This is a genomic window from Streptomyces sp. YIM 130001 (assembly GCF_003574445.1).
In the GTDB taxonomy this organism is placed as follows: domain Bacteria; phylum Actinomycetota; class Actinomycetes; order Streptomycetales; family Streptomycetaceae; genus Streptomyces.
In genome coordinates this window covers 237,519-252,220 of record NZ_KZ984548.1, presented here as the reverse complement: position 1 = coordinate 252,220, position 14,702 = coordinate 237,519, and the positions used below count along the sequence as shown (strand labels likewise).

Below are 14,702 nucleotides of genomic sequence, written 5' to 3'. Positions count from 1 at the left end.
GCCATGAGGCTTCTTTCCGTGAATCTGGGTCGGGCCAAAGCCGTCGAGTACTCCGACGCGCCGTCCGGCACCTCCGGCATCGACAAGCGTCCCGTGCAGGGCCCGGTACGGATCTTCGAACCCGGCCCGAAGGGCGTGGGCGCCAGCGGCGTCGCCGGGGACGCCGTCTGCGACACCCGGCACCACGGCGGGACCGACCAGGCCGTGTACGCGTTCGCCCGGGAGGACCTGGACTTCTGGGAACAGGAGCTCGGGCGCCCCCTCGCCAACGGTAGCTTCGGGGAGAACCTGACCACCTCCGGCATCGATGTGAACGGCGCGCGGATCGGCGAGCGCTGGCGGATCGGCCCCGATCTGCTGCTCGAGGTGTCCAGCAGCCGTATCCCCTGCCGCACCTTCGCGGCCTGGCTCGGCGAGCGCGGCTGGGTCAAGCGGTTCACCCGGCAGGCCGCGCCCGGCGCCTATCTCCGGGTGGTGGAACCGGGCGAGGTCGAGGCCGGCGACACGGTCGAGATCGTGCACAGGCCCGAGCACGAGGTCACGGTGTCCTTCCAGTTCCGGGCCCATACGACCGAACGGACGCTGCTGCCCCGGCTGCTCGCCGCCGGTGACGCACTGCACCAGGAGGACCTGGCCGCCGTTCGGAAGTACGAGGCCAGGCTCGGGGGTTGAGCCCGTGCTCCCCTAGGGGGCGTCACCGGGTTCGTTCAGGGCCGTTCCGGATACTGCCCCGAGCGTGGCGCGACCACGCTGATTGTCATGGCGGAGACGGGTGGCAGACGCAGGTGGAGACGGGTGCTGATCGTCTTGGCGACGGTCGCGGGGGTGTTCGCGGCGATGCTCGGGGGCGGGTTCGCCTGGGTGTGGAGCAGCGCCGATGTCAGCACCGTCGGCAAGGTGGATTTCAGTGATCGACTGGCCGTACCTCCCCTCGCGAGGTCGACGGTGGCCAAGGACGGCACGCGGGTCTTCGACCTGCGCATGCAGTCCGGCAGCAAGGAGTTCAACTCGGGGCGGAAGACCCCGACTTGGGGGTTCAACGGCGACTACCTGGGACCGACGCTGCGCGCCGAGCGCGGCGAGAAGGTCAGGGTCAGGATCGCGAACGGTCTGCAGGAAGCCTCCACCGTGCACTGGCACGGCATGCACCTGCCCGCGCGCATGGACGGCGGCCCGCACCAGATGGTCGAGCCGGGCGACACCTGGTCGCCCGAGTGGAAGATCGACCAGCCGGCGTCGACCCTCTGGTACCACCCGCACCCGCACGGGGCGACGGAGAAGCATGTGCAGCGCGGTCTCGCGGGCATGTTCCTGCTCGACGACAAGCGTTCGTCCGGTCTGGACCTGCCCGATGACTACGGGGTCGACGACGTTCCGGTGATCGTGCAGGACGTGCGGTTCGACGGCGCGGACTTCGACCACGGCCACGGGTTCATGCAGAGCACCGGCTTCCTCGGTGACCGCACGATGGTCAACGGCACCATGAAGCCGTACCAGGAGGTCGGCGACGAGCTGGTACGGCTGCGCCTGCTGAACGCGTCGACGGCGCGGATGTACGACTTCGGCCTGTCCGACGACCGCGAGTTCGCGCTGGTCGGGACGGACGGCGGCCTGCTCGAGGCGCCCGCGCGGATGAACCGGATCCAGCTCTCCCCCGGTGAACGCGCCGAGATCGTGGTGCGGATGAAGCCCGGCGAGAAGAGCGTGCTGCGCAGCTACCCGCACGACTCCTACGGGAACCACTGGCAGCAGCGCTTCAGCGGCGGCGACGACGCCTTCGACATCCTCGAGCTGCGCGCGGCCGACCGCCTCCGGCCTAGTCCTGAACTACCCGGAAAACTCGGCGAGTTGGAGGTCCCGCACGGCAAGGACTCCAGCAGGGAGCGGTTCTTCGGCCTGCGGATGAGCGGGATCAACGGCAGGGCGATGGACATGAGCCGCGTGGACGAGACGGTCACCCGCGGCGCCACCGAGACCTGGACCGTACGCAACGAGGACGGGGTGCTGCACAACTTCCATGTGCACGATGTGCAGTTCAGGGTGCTGGCGGTGAACGGCGAGGCCCCGCCCCCCGAACTGCGCGGCGCCAAGGACACGGTGCCGGTGCCCGGCGGGGACTCGGTCAAGCTGGCGATGCGCTTCGACGGGCCGGCGGATCCGGACACTCCGTACATGTACCACTGCCATCTGCTGTCCCACGAGGACGGCGGGATGATGGGGCAGTTCGTGGTCGTCGAGAAGGGCGGCAAGGCTGGTCGGCCACCCGCGGGGCACGGTCACGGCGATCATTGAGCGGTCATTAACCTGACCCCATGACAACCGCTCTGATTACGGGTCCGACCTCCGGTATCGGCGCCGCCTTCGCGCGCCGGCTCGCCGCCGACGGACACAACCTGGTCCTGGTGGCGCGCGACATCGGCCGGCTGCGGGAGCAGGCAACCGAGTTGCACGACCGGCACGGCATCGAGGCCGAGGTGCTCGCGGCCGATCTCTCCACGGAGGAAGGGATCAGCGCGGTCGAGACACGCGTCGCCGACCGCACGAGCCCGGTCGATCTGCTGGTCAACAACGCCGGGTTCGGCAACAAGGGCCGCTACCTCGAAGTCCCCATGTCCGACGAGCTGACGATGCTGAAGGTGCACTGCGAGGCAGTGCTCCGGCTGACCTCGGCGGCAGCGGAGTCCATGCGGGAACGGGGCCGGGGCGGCGTGATCAACGTGGCGTCGACGGCGGCCTTCGTGCCGCGCGGGACGTACGGCGCGTCCAAGGCGTGGGTCGTGCAGTTCACCCAGGGCGCGGCGAACGACCTTGCGGGGGCCGGCGTACGGCTGATGGCGCTGTGCCCGGGGTTCGTCCGTACCGAGTTCCACGAGCGGGCCGGTATGGGGACCGACAGCATCCCCAAGTGGATGTGGCTGGACGCGGACAAGCTGGTGACGGCCGCGCTCTCCGACATGGCGCGGGGCAAGTCGCTGTCGATCCCCGACGCGCGCTACAAGGCGATGATGGGGGCGGTGAAGTTCGTACCGCGCGGACTGCTCGGCGGGATCACCTCGCGCACGGGACGCAAGTACGGCCCGCAGTAAGGGACTTGGCCCATGAGCGCGCGCCGGAAAAGCGGGAGGCCCGGCCCCCCGAAGGGAAGCCGGGCCCCGACGACGCGGAAGCGTCAGTGGCTGTGGCCGTGCCCGTGGCCCGCGGCCTCTTCCTCCTCGGCCGGCTTCTCGACGACCAGGGTCTCGGTCGTGAGGAGCAGGGAGGCGATGGAGGCGGCGTTCTCCAGGGCGGAGCGGGTGACCTTGACCGGGTCGATGACGCCGGACTTCAGCAGGTCGCCGTACTCGCCGGTGGCGGCGTTGTAACCGCTGCCCTTCTCCAGCTCGGCGACCTTGGAGACGATCACGTAGCCCTCGAGGCCCGCGTTCTCCGCGATCCAGCGCAGCGGCTCGACGGCGGCGCGGCGGACGACGGCGACACCGGTGGCCTCGTCGCCCTCCTTCTGCAGGGAGCCCTCGAGCACCTTGGCGGCGTGTACCAGAGCGGAGCCACCTCCGGAGACGATGCCCTCCTCGACCGCGGCGCGGGTCGCGGAGATGGCGTCCTCGAGACGGTGCTTCTTCTCCTTGAGCTCCACCTCGGTGGCGGCGCCGACGCGGATCACGCACACGCCGCCGGCCAGCTTCGCGAGACGCTCCTGGAGCTTCTCGCGGTCCCAGTCGGAGTCCGTGGACTCGATCTCGGCCTTGATCTGGTTGACGCGGCCGGCCAGGTCGTCGGCGTTGCCGCCGCCGTCGACGATGGTGGTGTCGTCCTTGGTGATCGTCACGCGGCGGGCGGTGCCGAGCACGTCGAGGTCCGCCTGGTCGAGCTTGAGGCCGACCTCTTCGGCGATGACGGTGGCACCGGTGAGGGTGGCCATGTCGCCGAGCATCGCCTTGCGGCGGTCGCCGAAGCCGGGGGCCTTGACGGCCACGGCGTTGAACGTGCCGCGGATCTTGTTCACGACCAGGGTCGACAGGGCCTCGCCCTCGACGTCCTCGGCGATGATCAGGAGCGGCTTCGAGCCACCGGCCTGGATGACCTTCTCGAGCAGCGGGAGCATGTCCTGGATCGAGGAGATCTTGCCCTGGTGGATCAGGATGTACGGGTCGTCGAGGACGGCCTCCATACGCTCCTGGTCGGTCACCATGTACGGCGACAGGTAGCCCTTGTCGAAGGCCATGCCCTCGGTGAAGTCCAGCTCCAGACCGAAGGTGTTGGACTCCTCGACGGTGATGACACCGTCCTTGCCGACCTTGTCCATCGCCTCGGCGATGAGCTCGCCGACCTGCTGGTCCTGCGCGGAGAGCGCGGCCACGGCGGCGATGTCGGACTTCGAGTCGATGGGACGCGCGGTGGCGAGCAGGTCGTCGGAGACGGCCTTGACCGCGGCGTCGATGCCCTTCTTCAGGGCGGCCGGGGAAGCACCCGCGGCGACGTTGCGCAGGCCCTCGCGGACGAGTGCCTGGGCGAGCACGGTGGCGGTGGTGGTGCCGTCACCCGCGATGTCGTTGGTCTTGGTCGCCACCTCCTTCACCAGCTGGGCGCCGAGGTTCTCGTACGGGTCCTCGATCTCGACCTCGCGCGCGATGGTGACGCCGTCGTTGGTGATGGTGGGGGCGCCGAACTTCTTGTCGATGACGACGTTGCGGCCGCGGGGGCCGATCGTCACCTTCACGGTGTCGGCCAGGTTGTTGACGCCGCGCTCGAGGGCGCGACGGGCGTCCTCGTCGAACTTCAGGATCTTCGCCATGGAGCTGTCTCAAGTCCTCTCAAAAAGAGCTGCGCCCCTGACCGCCCGGCAATGTGGAACTCGCGGGGGCCAGGGGCGCAGTGAAAACTTCGGGAGCCGGTCGGCTCCCCAGGTGAATTACTTCTCGACGATCGCGAGCACGTCGCGAGCCGAGAGGACGAGGTACTCGTCGCCGTTGTACTTCACCTCGGTGCCGCCGTACTTGCTGTACAGCACGATGTCGCCGGTCTTGACGTCGAGCGGCAGGCGCTCGCCGTTCTCGAAGCGACCCGGGCCCACGGCGAGGACGACGCCCTCCTGGGGCTTCTCCTTCGCAGTGTCCGGGATGACCAGGCCAGAGGCCGTGGTCTGCTCGGCGTCGAGCGGCTGGACCACAATGCGGTCCTCGAGCGGCTTGATGGCAACCTTGGAGCTGGCGGTCGTCACGATCCGACCTCCCCCTTCGGAGATCTCACGGGGTTAACTGTCTGAGGTGGCGACCAGGTGGATCCGTCGTCGCGGGTGCCGGACCTGCCCGTCGCTGTGTTGGCACTCTCCGGTGGGGAGTGCCAGGGTCGACACTATGACTGCGATTAGCACTCGGTCAAGCGGAGTGCCAATTCGCTGCGCTCGGCCGGCGGATTCGGCATTGCGTGCCGCGGGGGTTCTGTCGACTGCGACCGGCCCTGGCGGGCCTTGTCCTCAAGCGCCGGACGGGTTCGGTGGTGCCCTGCGGGCTCCGTGGCCGACTTGCCCTCCCGCGCGGACGGGCTGAACAGATGTCCTCAATCGCCGGAGGGGCTTGGGGTCGGGGCGGGCAGGTCGCGCGGGACCCGGGGCGCGACAGGCGGGGTTTGTAGCGGGGGTCAGCCCGTGTAGTCCTCGAGGCGGGCGACCGTGTAGCCCTGGGACTGGATGTGGCGGAGCAGGTGGGTGGTGGTGTCCGTCAGGGGGCCGCCGGGGCCGTGGGAGTGGGCCCGGATGATGTCGCCGGGGTGGAGGCTTGCGCCTTCCGCGGGGGCCGGTGTCGAGGTGCGCCAGGTGATCACCGAGCGGATGCCGCATGCGGCGGCGGCACGCAGGGTGTCCTCGTTGTACTCGCCGTACGGCGGGCGGAAGAGGGTCGGGCGGACGCCGAAGCGCTTCTTGAGCTTGTCCTGCTGGCCGCAGATCTCCCAGCGCTGCCCGGCGTACGAGAGGCCCGGCAGGTACGGGTGGTCGAGCGTGTGGTTCTGCACCGTGGCACCGACCGCGCGCAGTCGGCCGAAGTGGGCGTAGCCGGGGCCCGCGACGCTGTCGGTGAGGAACATGCTGACGGGGAGCCGCAGTTCGCGCACCATGCGCACGAAGCGCGGGTCGCGCTCGGCGCCGTCGTCGAAGGTCAGGAAGACGACCTTGTCCTTGGTGGGTACGCGGTCGACGACGCGGGACAGGCCGGGGGCGCCCGGGGCTCCGTGCAGGGCCGCGCGTTGCGTACGGGTGGGTGGGCGCGGCGCCGGGGCCAGGGGTTCGGACAGGCCCCAGCGGCGGTGGGCGGAGGCCGGGGCCCGCTGCTCGCCCCGTTCGTCCGGAGGTGCCTGGCCGGCCGGCCGGGCCGGCTCTTCTCGCTCCGCGTGGTGGGCCCGTTCGCCGGCCTTCTCCGCGGCCTTGCGGCCCAGCCGTTCGATGGGGTCGACGGACTGGGCGCATCCGGTCAGGGCGAGCGCACCGGCCGCGAGCACTCCGGCCAGCAGCCGGTGCGCGCGCGTCACCGCGGATCTCCGGCGCGGCTCACACGTAGTCCTCGAGGCGGGCGATGGCGTAGCCCTTGTCGGTGACCGTCTTGAGGACGTTGCGGATCATGGAGGGCATGCCGCCCTTCCACTCGTCCTTGCCGCGGAAGTGCGTGAGGATGATGTCGCCCGGGTGCAGGTCGCGGTCCTCCTCGCGCCAGTCCATGCGCTTGTCGAAGGCCTCCGCGTTCCACAGCGGGACGGACTTGATGCCGCAGGACTTCGCGGCGCGCAGGGTGTCCTGGTTGTAGTTGCCGAACGGCGGGCGGAACAGCGTGGGGCGGGTGCCGTACTGCTTCTCGATGATGTCCTGCATCCCGCAGATCTCGCGCTCCTGCTGCTCGTAGGAGAGACCGGGCAGGTAGCGGTGGTTGAGCGTGTGGTTGTTCAGGCCGACGCCGTGGGACTGCATCTTCTTGAAGTAGGCGTAGTCGTCGTTGACGACGTAGTCACTGAGGAACGCCGTGTACGGGATCTTCAGGTCGCTCATCATCTTGATGAACCGCGGGTCCTTCGCGGCACCGTCGTCGATGGTCAGGAAGACGACCTTGTCCTTGGTCGGGACGGTCGTGTAGACGGGCGGGAAGTTCTTCTGGTCGTCGACCTCGAAGCCCTTGCGGGTGGTCAGAGCGGGCTTCTTCGCCGGCGGCTCGGGAGCCTGCAGGGGCGGTTTGGCGATTCCCCAGCGCTTGGAGGCGGCGACCAGGGCGGTGTGTGCGGCGGCCTTCTTCTCGGCCTTGGCGGCGGCCTGCTGGCCGGGGGCGGGTGGGACGGCCTTCTTCTCGGTCTCGCCGCTCGCGCAGCCGGCTGCCAGTGCGGCGACTGCGATCACGGCGGCGACTGCCTTGACGGGCAGGGTTGGCCGGTGAGGACGGGGGCGCGGGTCGGCGGGGGCGGTGTCGCGGGATTCGGCGTGCTTCCCTTTTCCACCACATTCTTCGTTTTGTCGTACAAGTTGCATGGCGTCGGATCCTGTCAGTGGAGCCCTCCGCACTCCGGCCGACACCGCCGCCCGGCACGCACGATCCACCGACTGGCCGACAATGAGCGGGTGAACGACCTCGACTCCTTCGCCACCCTGCTCACCGACGAGGGCGCCCGGCTCCTCGCCGAGCTGCGCGACCACGACGCCGCGGACGAACTCGCCCTCGCCACCCGCCTGCGCCGCGACCACCCCGCCGAGCTCGTGTCGGCGGCTCTCGGGCAGGCGCGGCTGCGGCAGCGGGCCGTGGCGAAGTTCGGCGCCGACGACGCGGCGCGGATGTACTTCACGCCGAACGGTGTCGAGCAGGCGACCCGTACGACCGTCGCGCGGCACCGTGCGCGGCGCTTCGCCGAGCTCGGCGTGGGCTCCGTGGCGGACCTGTGCTGCGGGATCGGCGGGGACGCGATCGCGCTCGCCCGGGCCGGTATCCGGGTCCTCGCGGTCGACCGCGACCCGTTGACCTGCGCGGTGGCGCGCGCGAACATCGACGCGCTCGGCCTCGGCGAGCTGATCGAGGTGCGCTGCGGCGACGTCACGGCGGTCGACACCGGCGGTTACGACGCGGTGTTCGTCGACCCCGCGCGGCGCGGCGGACGCGGCCGGATCTTCGACCCCGAGGCGTACTCGCCCCCGCTGTCCTGGGCGATCGGCGCCGCTCGTGGCGCCCCGCACGCCGCGCTCAAGATCGCGCCCGGTGTTCCGCACGAGCTGGTGCCCGAGGAGGCCGAGGCGGAGTGGATCTCGGACGGCGGCGAGGTGAAGGAGGCGGTGTTCTGGTTCGGCACCGCGCCGGGGACGGTCCGGGCCACGCTGCTGCCGGCCGGTGACGGTCTGGTCGGTGCCGGGCTGCCGGATCCGGCGGTACGGCCCGTCGGCCGCTATCTCTACGAACCGGGCGGCGCCGTGGTCCGCGCCCACCTGGTCGCCGATGTCGCCGAAGCGGTCGACGGCGGCCTGATCGACCCGATGATCGCGTACGTCACTTCGGACACGCTGCACGAGACGCCGTTCGCGACCGCCTACGAGATCAGCGACCAGCTGCCGTTCAACCTGAAGCGGCTCAAGGCCCTGCTCAGAGAACGCGAGGTCGGCGTACTCACGGTCAAGAAGCGCGGCTCGCCGATGGAGCCGGAGGAGCTGCGGCGCAGGATGAAGCTCAAGGGACCGCATTCCGCAACGGTGTTCCTGACCCGGGTCGAGAACGCGCCGACGATGCTGCTCGGCAACCCGGTCTGAGACACGGCGTGAGCCCTACTCGTTCACGCCCGGATCACCCGATCCGGCGGCTCGGGTGAGCAGCAGTTGACGCTCCTGCTCGTTGCGGGTGAGCGCGGCGGCGCGGGTGAACTCCGTACGGGCCTCCGCGCCGCGGCCGAGTCGCAGCAGCAGATCGCCGCGGACGCTGGGCAGCAAGTGGTAGTCGGCGAGGGCGGGTTCGGCCCGCAGGGCGTCGACGAGAGCGAGGGCCGGCTCGGGACCGTAGGCGTGGCAGACGGCGACCGCTCGGTTGAGTTCGACGACCGGGGACGGAGCGCGCGCCGCGAGGAGTTCGTACAGGGCCGCGATACGGGTCCAGTCGGTGTCCGCGTAGGTCGCGGCGCGGGCATGGCAGGCGGCGATCGCGGCCTGCAGCAGGTACGGACCGGGGGCGCCGGACGACCGGGACTCGGCTCGGGTGAGGGCCTCGAAACCGCGCCGGACGAGCAGCCCGTTCCAGCGGGACCGCCGCTGGTCGGCGAGGAGTACCGGCTCGCCCGAGGGTCCGGTACGGGCGGCCGAGCGGGACTGCTGCAGTTCGAGCAGTGCGGCGAGACCGTGCACCTCGCTCTCCTCGGGCATGAGCCCGGCGAGGACCCGGGCCAGCCGCAACGCCTCCTCGCAGAGCGCCGGACGCTGCAGGTCGTCCCCCGCGGTGGCCGCGTACCCCTCGTTGAAGATCAGGTAGATGACCTCCAGAACCGAGCCGAGCCTGGCCTCGCGGTCGGGTCCGTGCGGGACCTCGTAGGCGACGGAACGTTCGGCGAGGGTGCGCTTGGCGCGGACGATGCGCTGGGCCACGGCCGGTTCGGAGCTGAGCAGGGCGCGGGCGATCTCGCGGGTGCCGAGCCCGCCGAGCAGCCGCAGGGTCAGGGCGATACGGGCCCGGGCGGGCAGCACCGGGTGACAGGCGGTGAAGACGAGGCGGAGGAGGTCGTCGTCGATCGCGTCGGGGTCCGTGTCGGCGGGACCGGGGACGATCGCCGGGGAGGTCTCCAGGTCCCGGCCCAGCTCACGGAGCTTCACGGCATAGCGCTCGTGACGGCGTACGAGATCGACCGCACGGCGCTTGGCGACGGCCGTCAGCCAGGCGCCCGGGTTGTCCGGGACCCCGGATTCCGGCCACTGCTCGAGCGCCGCGACCAGGGCGTCCTGGGCCAGCTCCTCGGCGAGGCCGACGTCGCCGACCAGGCGGGCGACGCGGGCGATGATGCGCGGGGACTCGATCCGGAAGACCGCCTCCACGGCGCGGTCCGGAGGCTGTCGGTCGGGGGCGGAGCGCGATGCCGTCACGGTCAGCCATCCCAGCACCGCGGGGGATCCCGGGCAAACGGCGGCGCGCCCGGGCTCGCGGACCTGCCGCTGCGCCCGGGCCGCCGTCGCCGGCGCCGGCCGGCTCAGCCCTCCTCGATCTCCCGGAGCTCCACCGTGATGTCCAGGTCCTCGTGGAGGCTGACGAAGCGGCGGGCCCACTCGACCGCCTCCGGCCGGTCCGCGCACTGCAGCATCGCGTAACCGCCGACGATCTCCTTGGCCTCGGTGAACGGGCCGTCGGTGTACGAGAGATCGCCCGACTTCCAGTGCAGGCGGACGCCCTCGTGGGTGGGCTTGAGGCCCGCGGTGTCCAGCAGGACGCCCGCCTTGGTCATCTCGTCGATCAGCTTGCCCATGTTCTCGATCAGCTCGGGGCTGAGGTCGGGGCGGTTGTCCGGGTTCTGCGGGTCCTCGCCGTGCCGGATCATCATCAGGAAGCGCGACATGGTGTCTCTCCTACGGTGCGGGGCGGGGGCCGCTCCCCCGCTCTCACCCCTGCGTCGATCGGGCCCTGGCCGGATCGACACCTCCGAGGACATTTTCTGCGTTCCCGCGGAAAATCTCTCTGCCGGAGATCTCCTCCCGGCCGGTCACACTCCTGCCCGGCCGTCCGTCATGGCAGTACGCGGAGGGACCGGCCCTCCGCGCGATCAGGCCCCACACGCGGGCCGAACGGAGACAGCCATGCGACCAGCACGTATGCGAAACCCCGGGGCCCTGCTCCCGGAAGCCACCAAGGGCATCCTGCAGGTGGTGAACGCCCTGCAGCAGGACGACAGCCTGCCGCCCTCGATCCTGGGCCTCGTGCACCTGCGGGCCAGTCAGATCAACGGCTGCGGCTTCTGCGTCGAAGGAGGAGTACGCAGCGCCAAGGAGACCGGCGAGAGCGACGAACGGCTGCACGCGGTGGCGGCCTGGCGGGAGTCGCCGCGCTTCACCGACGAGGAGCGGGCGGCGCTCGCGCTCGCCGAGTGCGCGACCCGGCTCAGCGACCGCTCCGACCCGGTGCCGGACGACGTCTGGGACGAGGCCGCCACCTACTTCGACGAGAAGCAGCTCGCCAGGATCGTCCTGTGGACCGCCGTGACGAACCTCTTCAACCGCATCAACGTCACCACGCGCCAGCCCGCGGGCGAGATCACCTGGTGAGCGGTGGGTGTTCCTGGGCCGCCGCTCGGCCCGGCTCAGGAGCACCCGCCCGGGCGGCGCCTCACTCCTCGCCGTACGACTCGAAGCGCTCGAAGCGCCAGCGGTGTACCGGCCGGTGCAGCAACTCGCCGGGAGGATCGGGCAGTTCGGGCAGTTCGGCGTCGTACGCGGCCGCCCACCAGGTGATGACCAGGACGCGGTCGCCGGGCGCACCGAGGACCTCGCGGCGCAGCGGCTCACCGGCGAGGTGCTGTGCCCGCACCCAGGCCAGGAGCTCGGCGCCCCGGCCCTCGGCGCCTCTCGCCTCCCACATCAGCGCGACGGTCATGAGTACAGGTTGTCCTTGCTGACCTCGTGCACGTGGTCGTGGCTGTGCGAGTGAGCGTGGCCGTGGCCGTCCGCCGCACCCGGAACATGCGGTTCGGTGACCGGAAGAGAAGAGTCCGCGGACAGGTCCCAGTCGGAGGCGGAGCGGTTACGGGCGACCATCTCGGCGCCGAGGGCCGCGACCATCGCGCCGTTGTCGGTGCACAGGCCCGGACGCGGCACCCGCAGCCGGATACCGGCGCGCTCGCAGCGCTCCTCGGCCATCGCCCGCAGGCGGGAGTTGGCGGCCACTCCGCCGCCGATCATCAGGTGGTCCACACCCTGGTCCTTGCACGCCCGTACTGCCTTGCGGGTCAGCACATCGGTGACGGCCTCCTGGAACGAGGCGGCCACATCCCGTACCGGCACCTCCTCACCCGCACTCCGCTTGGCCTCGATCCAGCGGGCCACGGCCGTCTTGAGCCCGGAGAAGGAGAAGTCGTACGCGGGATCGCGCGGCCCGGTCAGTCCGCGCGGGAACGCGATCGCCTCCGGGTCGCCCTCGCGGGCCAGCCGGTCGATCACCGGGCCGCCGGGGAATCCGAGGTGCAGCACCCGCGCGATCTTGTCGAAGGCCTCGCCCGCGGCGTCGTCGATCGTCGCGCCCATCGGCCGTACGTCCGAGGTGATGTCCGAGGAGAGCAGCAGCGAGGAGTGCCCGCCGGAGACCAGGAGGGCCATCGTGGGTTCCGGCAGCGGGCCGTGCTCGAGCTGGTCGACGCAGATGTGCGAGGCCAGGTGGTTCACGCCGTAGAGCGGCTTGCCGAGTGCGTAGGCGTACGCCTTGGCGGCCGAGACGCCGACCAGGAGCGCGCCGGCCAGGCCCGGGCCCGCGGTCACCGAGATGCCGTCCAGGTCTCGCGCGCTCACGCCCGCCTGCCCGAGCGCGCGCTCGATGGTCGGCACCATCGCCTCGAGGTGAGCGCGGGAGGCCACCTCGGGCACCACGCCGCCGAATCGGGCGTGCTCGTCCACGCTGGAGGCGACGGCGTCCGCGAGCAGTGTCGTCCCGTGCACGATGCCGACGCCGGTCTCGTCGCAGGAGGTCTCGATGCCGAGAACGAGTGGCTTGTCGCGTGAATCAGCCATGGGTGTCGGGTCCTTGCTCGGTTCCTGGTAGTTCGGTCGCCGGTGCGTCGGGGGCGTACGGGTCGCTCGCCTGCGCGTCGGGCGTGCCTGATTCGGCCACCGGGACTTCGGCGACGGGCACGTCCGGGGGGCCGGCTTCGGGGCCCGGGACGCCGGACGCGGGGTCGGCGAGGCGCATGACAAGGGCGTCCACGTTGCCCGGCTGGTAGTAGCCGCGACGGAAGCCGATGGGCTCGAAGCCGAACCGCAGATACAGCTTCTGCGCACGGGTGTTGTCGACCCGCACCTCGAGCAGCAGCTCGGTGCACTCGAAGGCGGTGGCGTACTGCAGCAGGTCGGTGAGCAGCGACGCCCCGAGTCCGGTGCCCCAGTGGTCGGCGGCCACCGCGATGGTCTGGACGTCACCGGTGACATCACCCGTACCGGCGCCCGCGGCGGCCAGGCCCGCGTAGCCGACCAGGCGCTCGGGTCCGTCGGCGGCCGGTTCCACGGCGACCACGTAACGGCGGGAGGCCCCGGGCCCACGGGCGTGGGCGAGCTCCGACCAGAACATTCCCTTGGACCAGGCGTCGTCAGGAAACAGTTCGCGCTCGAGGCGGAGCACCGGTTCGATGTCCCACCAGCGCATCTCGCGCAGGGTCACGGTCACTTGGGGGTGACCACCTTGTAGTTCTTCGGCACCTGGGCGTCGGGACGGCGCAGGTAGAGCGGCCGCGGCTCCAGCAGCTCCTCGCCGGCGGCGAGCCGCTCGGCCGCCAGCGCGGCGAGCGCACCGGCGGACACGTGCCCGGGATCGCGTGCGTCGGTGAACGTCTCCGGATAGAGCCGGGCGCCCGCGCCCACCGCGGGCAGACCGGCCACCTGCTCGGCGATGTCCGCGGGCCGGTCGACGGACGGGCCGGCGACCCGGGTGCGCGAGGAGGTGTAGCGCGCCCAGTAGACCTCCTTGCGCCGCGCGTCCGTGGCCACCACGAAGTCGCCGTCGAGGCCGGAGGCGTGGGCCAGGCCGTCCAGGGTGCACAGCCCGTGCACCGGGATGCCGAGCGCGGAGCCGAAGGTTTCGGCGGTCATCAGGCCGACCCTGAGCCCGGTGTACGGACCCGGTCCGACGCCCGCCACGATCGTGGTCACCGCATCGAGCCCTACGCCCGCCTCGGCGAGCACCCGGTCGACGGCGGGGAGCAGCAACTCCCCGTGGCGTCTGGCGTCCACCTGTCTGGATTCGGCGAGTACGGAGGTGCCGTCGTGCAGGGCGACGCCGACGGCGGGGGTGGCGGTATCCAGGGCGAGCAAGAGCACGCGAACAGCCTACGGCGTAAGCGGCCGGGGCACGGCGCCAAGAGCCGGGCCGCCCCTGCTGCTACCGTCGGCCCCTGAACGGAAGTCGTATCTACGGCGCGCACGCATGTGCGACTGGTACACGCGAAGGGTGGACCCGGTGTCACGCAGCAGCTCGGGATTCGTGGCCGGGCTCACGGCAGCGGCTCTCACCGCCGTCGGCTTCCTCGCCTACCAGGCCTCTGCGAACGTCCCCGACAGCATCGGCAAGGACCGCCCCAAGGCGTCGGCCAGCAGCTCGCACACCCCCGGCAAGAAGACCGACCCGAAGGCCCTGCCCGCCGAGTCGGGCAAGGGATCCCGCGTCGTGTACGCCCTCGAATCGGACCGCGTCTGGCTGGTGGGTCCGCGCAACAAGGTGCAGCGCACCTTCAAGGTCACGCCGAGCACGATCGACCCGCTGCCGGGCGAGTACTCGGTCACCTCCCGCTCGGGCACGATCACCGGCTCCGACGGGGTGCCGATCGAGCACGTGGTGCGCTTCGCCGACAACGACGGCGTCGCGATCGGCTTCAGCGCCGCTGTCGACGGCTCTACGCCCGCACCCGACACGGACAAGAAGACGGGCGGCATCCGGGAGTCGCGTGCGGACGGCTCGGCGATGTGGAAGTTCGCGACGATCGGCCAGCAGGTCGTCGTCGTCCCCTGACCCGGTCCGATC

The 14,702-nt window shown here is 71.0% G+C and carries 16 protein-coding genes; 6 read left to right on the top strand and 10 right to left on the bottom strand.

From position 1 onward, the window contains the following. Positions 1-3 precede the first annotated feature (3 nt). The 3 genes from DSC45_RS01260 (at position 4) to DSC45_RS01250 (ending at position 3,086) form a co-directional block, all read left to right on the top strand. Entirely contained in the window at positions 4-672 is a 669-nt protein-coding gene (locus DSC45_RS01260) for an MOSC domain-containing protein (protein ID WP_119286242.1), read from the top strand. Between the two features lie 123 nt (positions 673-795). Further along, a complete protein-coding gene (locus DSC45_RS01255) occupies positions 796-2,292 on the top strand; it encodes a multicopper oxidase family protein (protein ID WP_240434309.1) in 1,497 nt (498 codons plus the stop codon). 20 nt (positions 2,293-2,312) lie between these two features. After that, positions 2,313-3,086: an SDR family NAD(P)-dependent oxidoreductase gene (locus tag DSC45_RS01250; protein ID WP_119286240.1), complete on the top strand. Its 774-nt coding sequence runs from the start codon at positions 2,313-2,315 to the stop codon at positions 3,084-3,086. 83 nt (positions 3,087-3,169) lie between these two features. Here DSC45_RS01250 and groL read toward each other — a convergent pair whose 3' ends face one another. From groL to DSC45_RS36205, 4 genes are all read right to left on the bottom strand, one after another. Next, positions 3,170-4,792: a chaperonin GroEL gene (gene groL, locus DSC45_RS01245; protein ID WP_119286239.1), complete on the bottom strand. Its 1,623-nt coding sequence runs from the start codon at positions 4,790-4,792 to the stop codon at positions 3,170-3,172. Positions 4,793-4,909: 117 nt separating this feature from the next. Next, on the bottom strand, positions 4,910-5,218 hold the full coding sequence (gene groES / locus DSC45_RS01240; RefSeq protein ID WP_119286238.1) for a co-chaperone GroES: 309 nt from the start codon (positions 5,216-5,218) through the stop codon (positions 4,910-4,912). 419 nt (positions 5,219-5,637) lie between these two features. Continuing rightward, on the bottom strand, positions 5,638-6,522 hold the full coding sequence (locus DSC45_RS01235) for a polysaccharide deacetylase family protein (protein ID WP_240434308.1): 885 nt from the start codon (positions 6,520-6,522) through the stop codon (positions 5,638-5,640). A 19-nt stretch (positions 6,523-6,541) separates the two neighbouring features. Further along, complete coding sequence (locus DSC45_RS36205) at positions 6,542-7,504, bottom strand: polysaccharide deacetylase family protein (RefSeq protein WP_240434307.1); 963 nt, start codon at positions 7,502-7,504, stop codon at positions 6,542-6,544. Between the two features lie 90 nt (positions 7,505-7,594). Between DSC45_RS36205 and DSC45_RS36200 the strand changes: the two genes are divergently transcribed. Continuing rightward, positions 7,595-8,764 (top strand): THUMP-like domain-containing protein, encoded by a 1,170-nt coding sequence (locus DSC45_RS36200; RefSeq protein WP_240434306.1) that lies wholly within the window; start codon positions 7,595-7,597, stop codon positions 8,762-8,764. Between the two features lie 15 nt (positions 8,765-8,779). On the opposite strand, the gene DSC45_RS01225 is transcribed toward DSC45_RS36200, so the two are convergent. Together DSC45_RS01225 and DSC45_RS01220 are read right to left on the bottom strand one after the other, a co-directional pair. After that, entirely contained in the window at positions 8,780-10,078 is a 1,299-nt protein-coding gene (locus DSC45_RS01225) for an RNA polymerase sigma factor (protein WP_205571215.1), read from the bottom strand. A gap of 104 nt (positions 10,079-10,182) precedes the next feature. Beyond that, a complete protein-coding gene (locus DSC45_RS01220; protein WP_119286236.1) occupies positions 10,183-10,545 on the bottom strand; it encodes a YciI family protein in 363 nt (120 codons plus the stop codon). A gap of 238 nt (positions 10,546-10,783) precedes the next feature. Here DSC45_RS01220 and DSC45_RS01215 point away from each other — a divergent pair, with 238 nt between their 5' ends. Next, entirely contained in the window at positions 10,784-11,248 is a 465-nt protein-coding gene (locus DSC45_RS01215; RefSeq protein ID WP_119286235.1) for a carboxymuconolactone decarboxylase family protein, read from the top strand. A 61-nt stretch (positions 11,249-11,309) separates the two neighbouring features. On the opposite strand, the gene DSC45_RS01210 is transcribed toward DSC45_RS01215, so the two are convergent. From DSC45_RS01210 to tsaB, 4 genes are read right to left on the bottom strand one after another with little or no spacing between them, the layout of a single operon-like run. Then, a complete protein-coding gene (locus DSC45_RS01210) occupies positions 11,310-11,576 on the bottom strand; it encodes a hypothetical protein (RefSeq protein ID WP_119286234.1) in 267 nt (88 codons plus the stop codon). Further along, positions 11,573-12,703 (bottom strand): tRNA (adenosine(37)-N6)-threonylcarbamoyltransferase complex transferase subunit TsaD, encoded by a 1,131-nt coding sequence (tsaD, locus tag DSC45_RS01205; protein WP_119286233.1) that lies wholly within the window; start codon positions 12,701-12,703, stop codon positions 11,573-11,575. Before tsaD ends, DSC45_RS01210 begins: the two co-directional genes overlap by 4 nt. Continuing rightward, positions 12,696-13,331 (bottom strand): GNAT family N-acetyltransferase, encoded by a 636-nt coding sequence (locus DSC45_RS01200; RefSeq protein ID WP_119286773.1) that lies wholly within the window; start codon positions 13,329-13,331, stop codon positions 12,696-12,698. Before DSC45_RS01200 ends, tsaD begins: the two co-directional genes overlap by 8 nt. Positions 13,332-13,348: 17 nt before the next feature. Beyond that, entirely contained in the window at positions 13,349-14,002 is a 654-nt protein-coding gene (gene tsaB, locus DSC45_RS01195) for a tRNA (adenosine(37)-N6)-threonylcarbamoyltransferase complex dimerization subunit type 1 TsaB (RefSeq protein WP_119286232.1), read from the bottom strand. 139 nt (positions 14,003-14,141) lie between these two features. On the opposite strand from tsaB, the gene DSC45_RS01190 reads away from it, so the two are divergent. After that, positions 14,142-14,690 (top strand): hypothetical protein, encoded by a 549-nt coding sequence (locus DSC45_RS01190; RefSeq protein WP_119286771.1) that lies wholly within the window; start codon positions 14,142-14,144, stop codon positions 14,688-14,690. Positions 14,691-14,702: the final 12 nt, after the last annotated feature.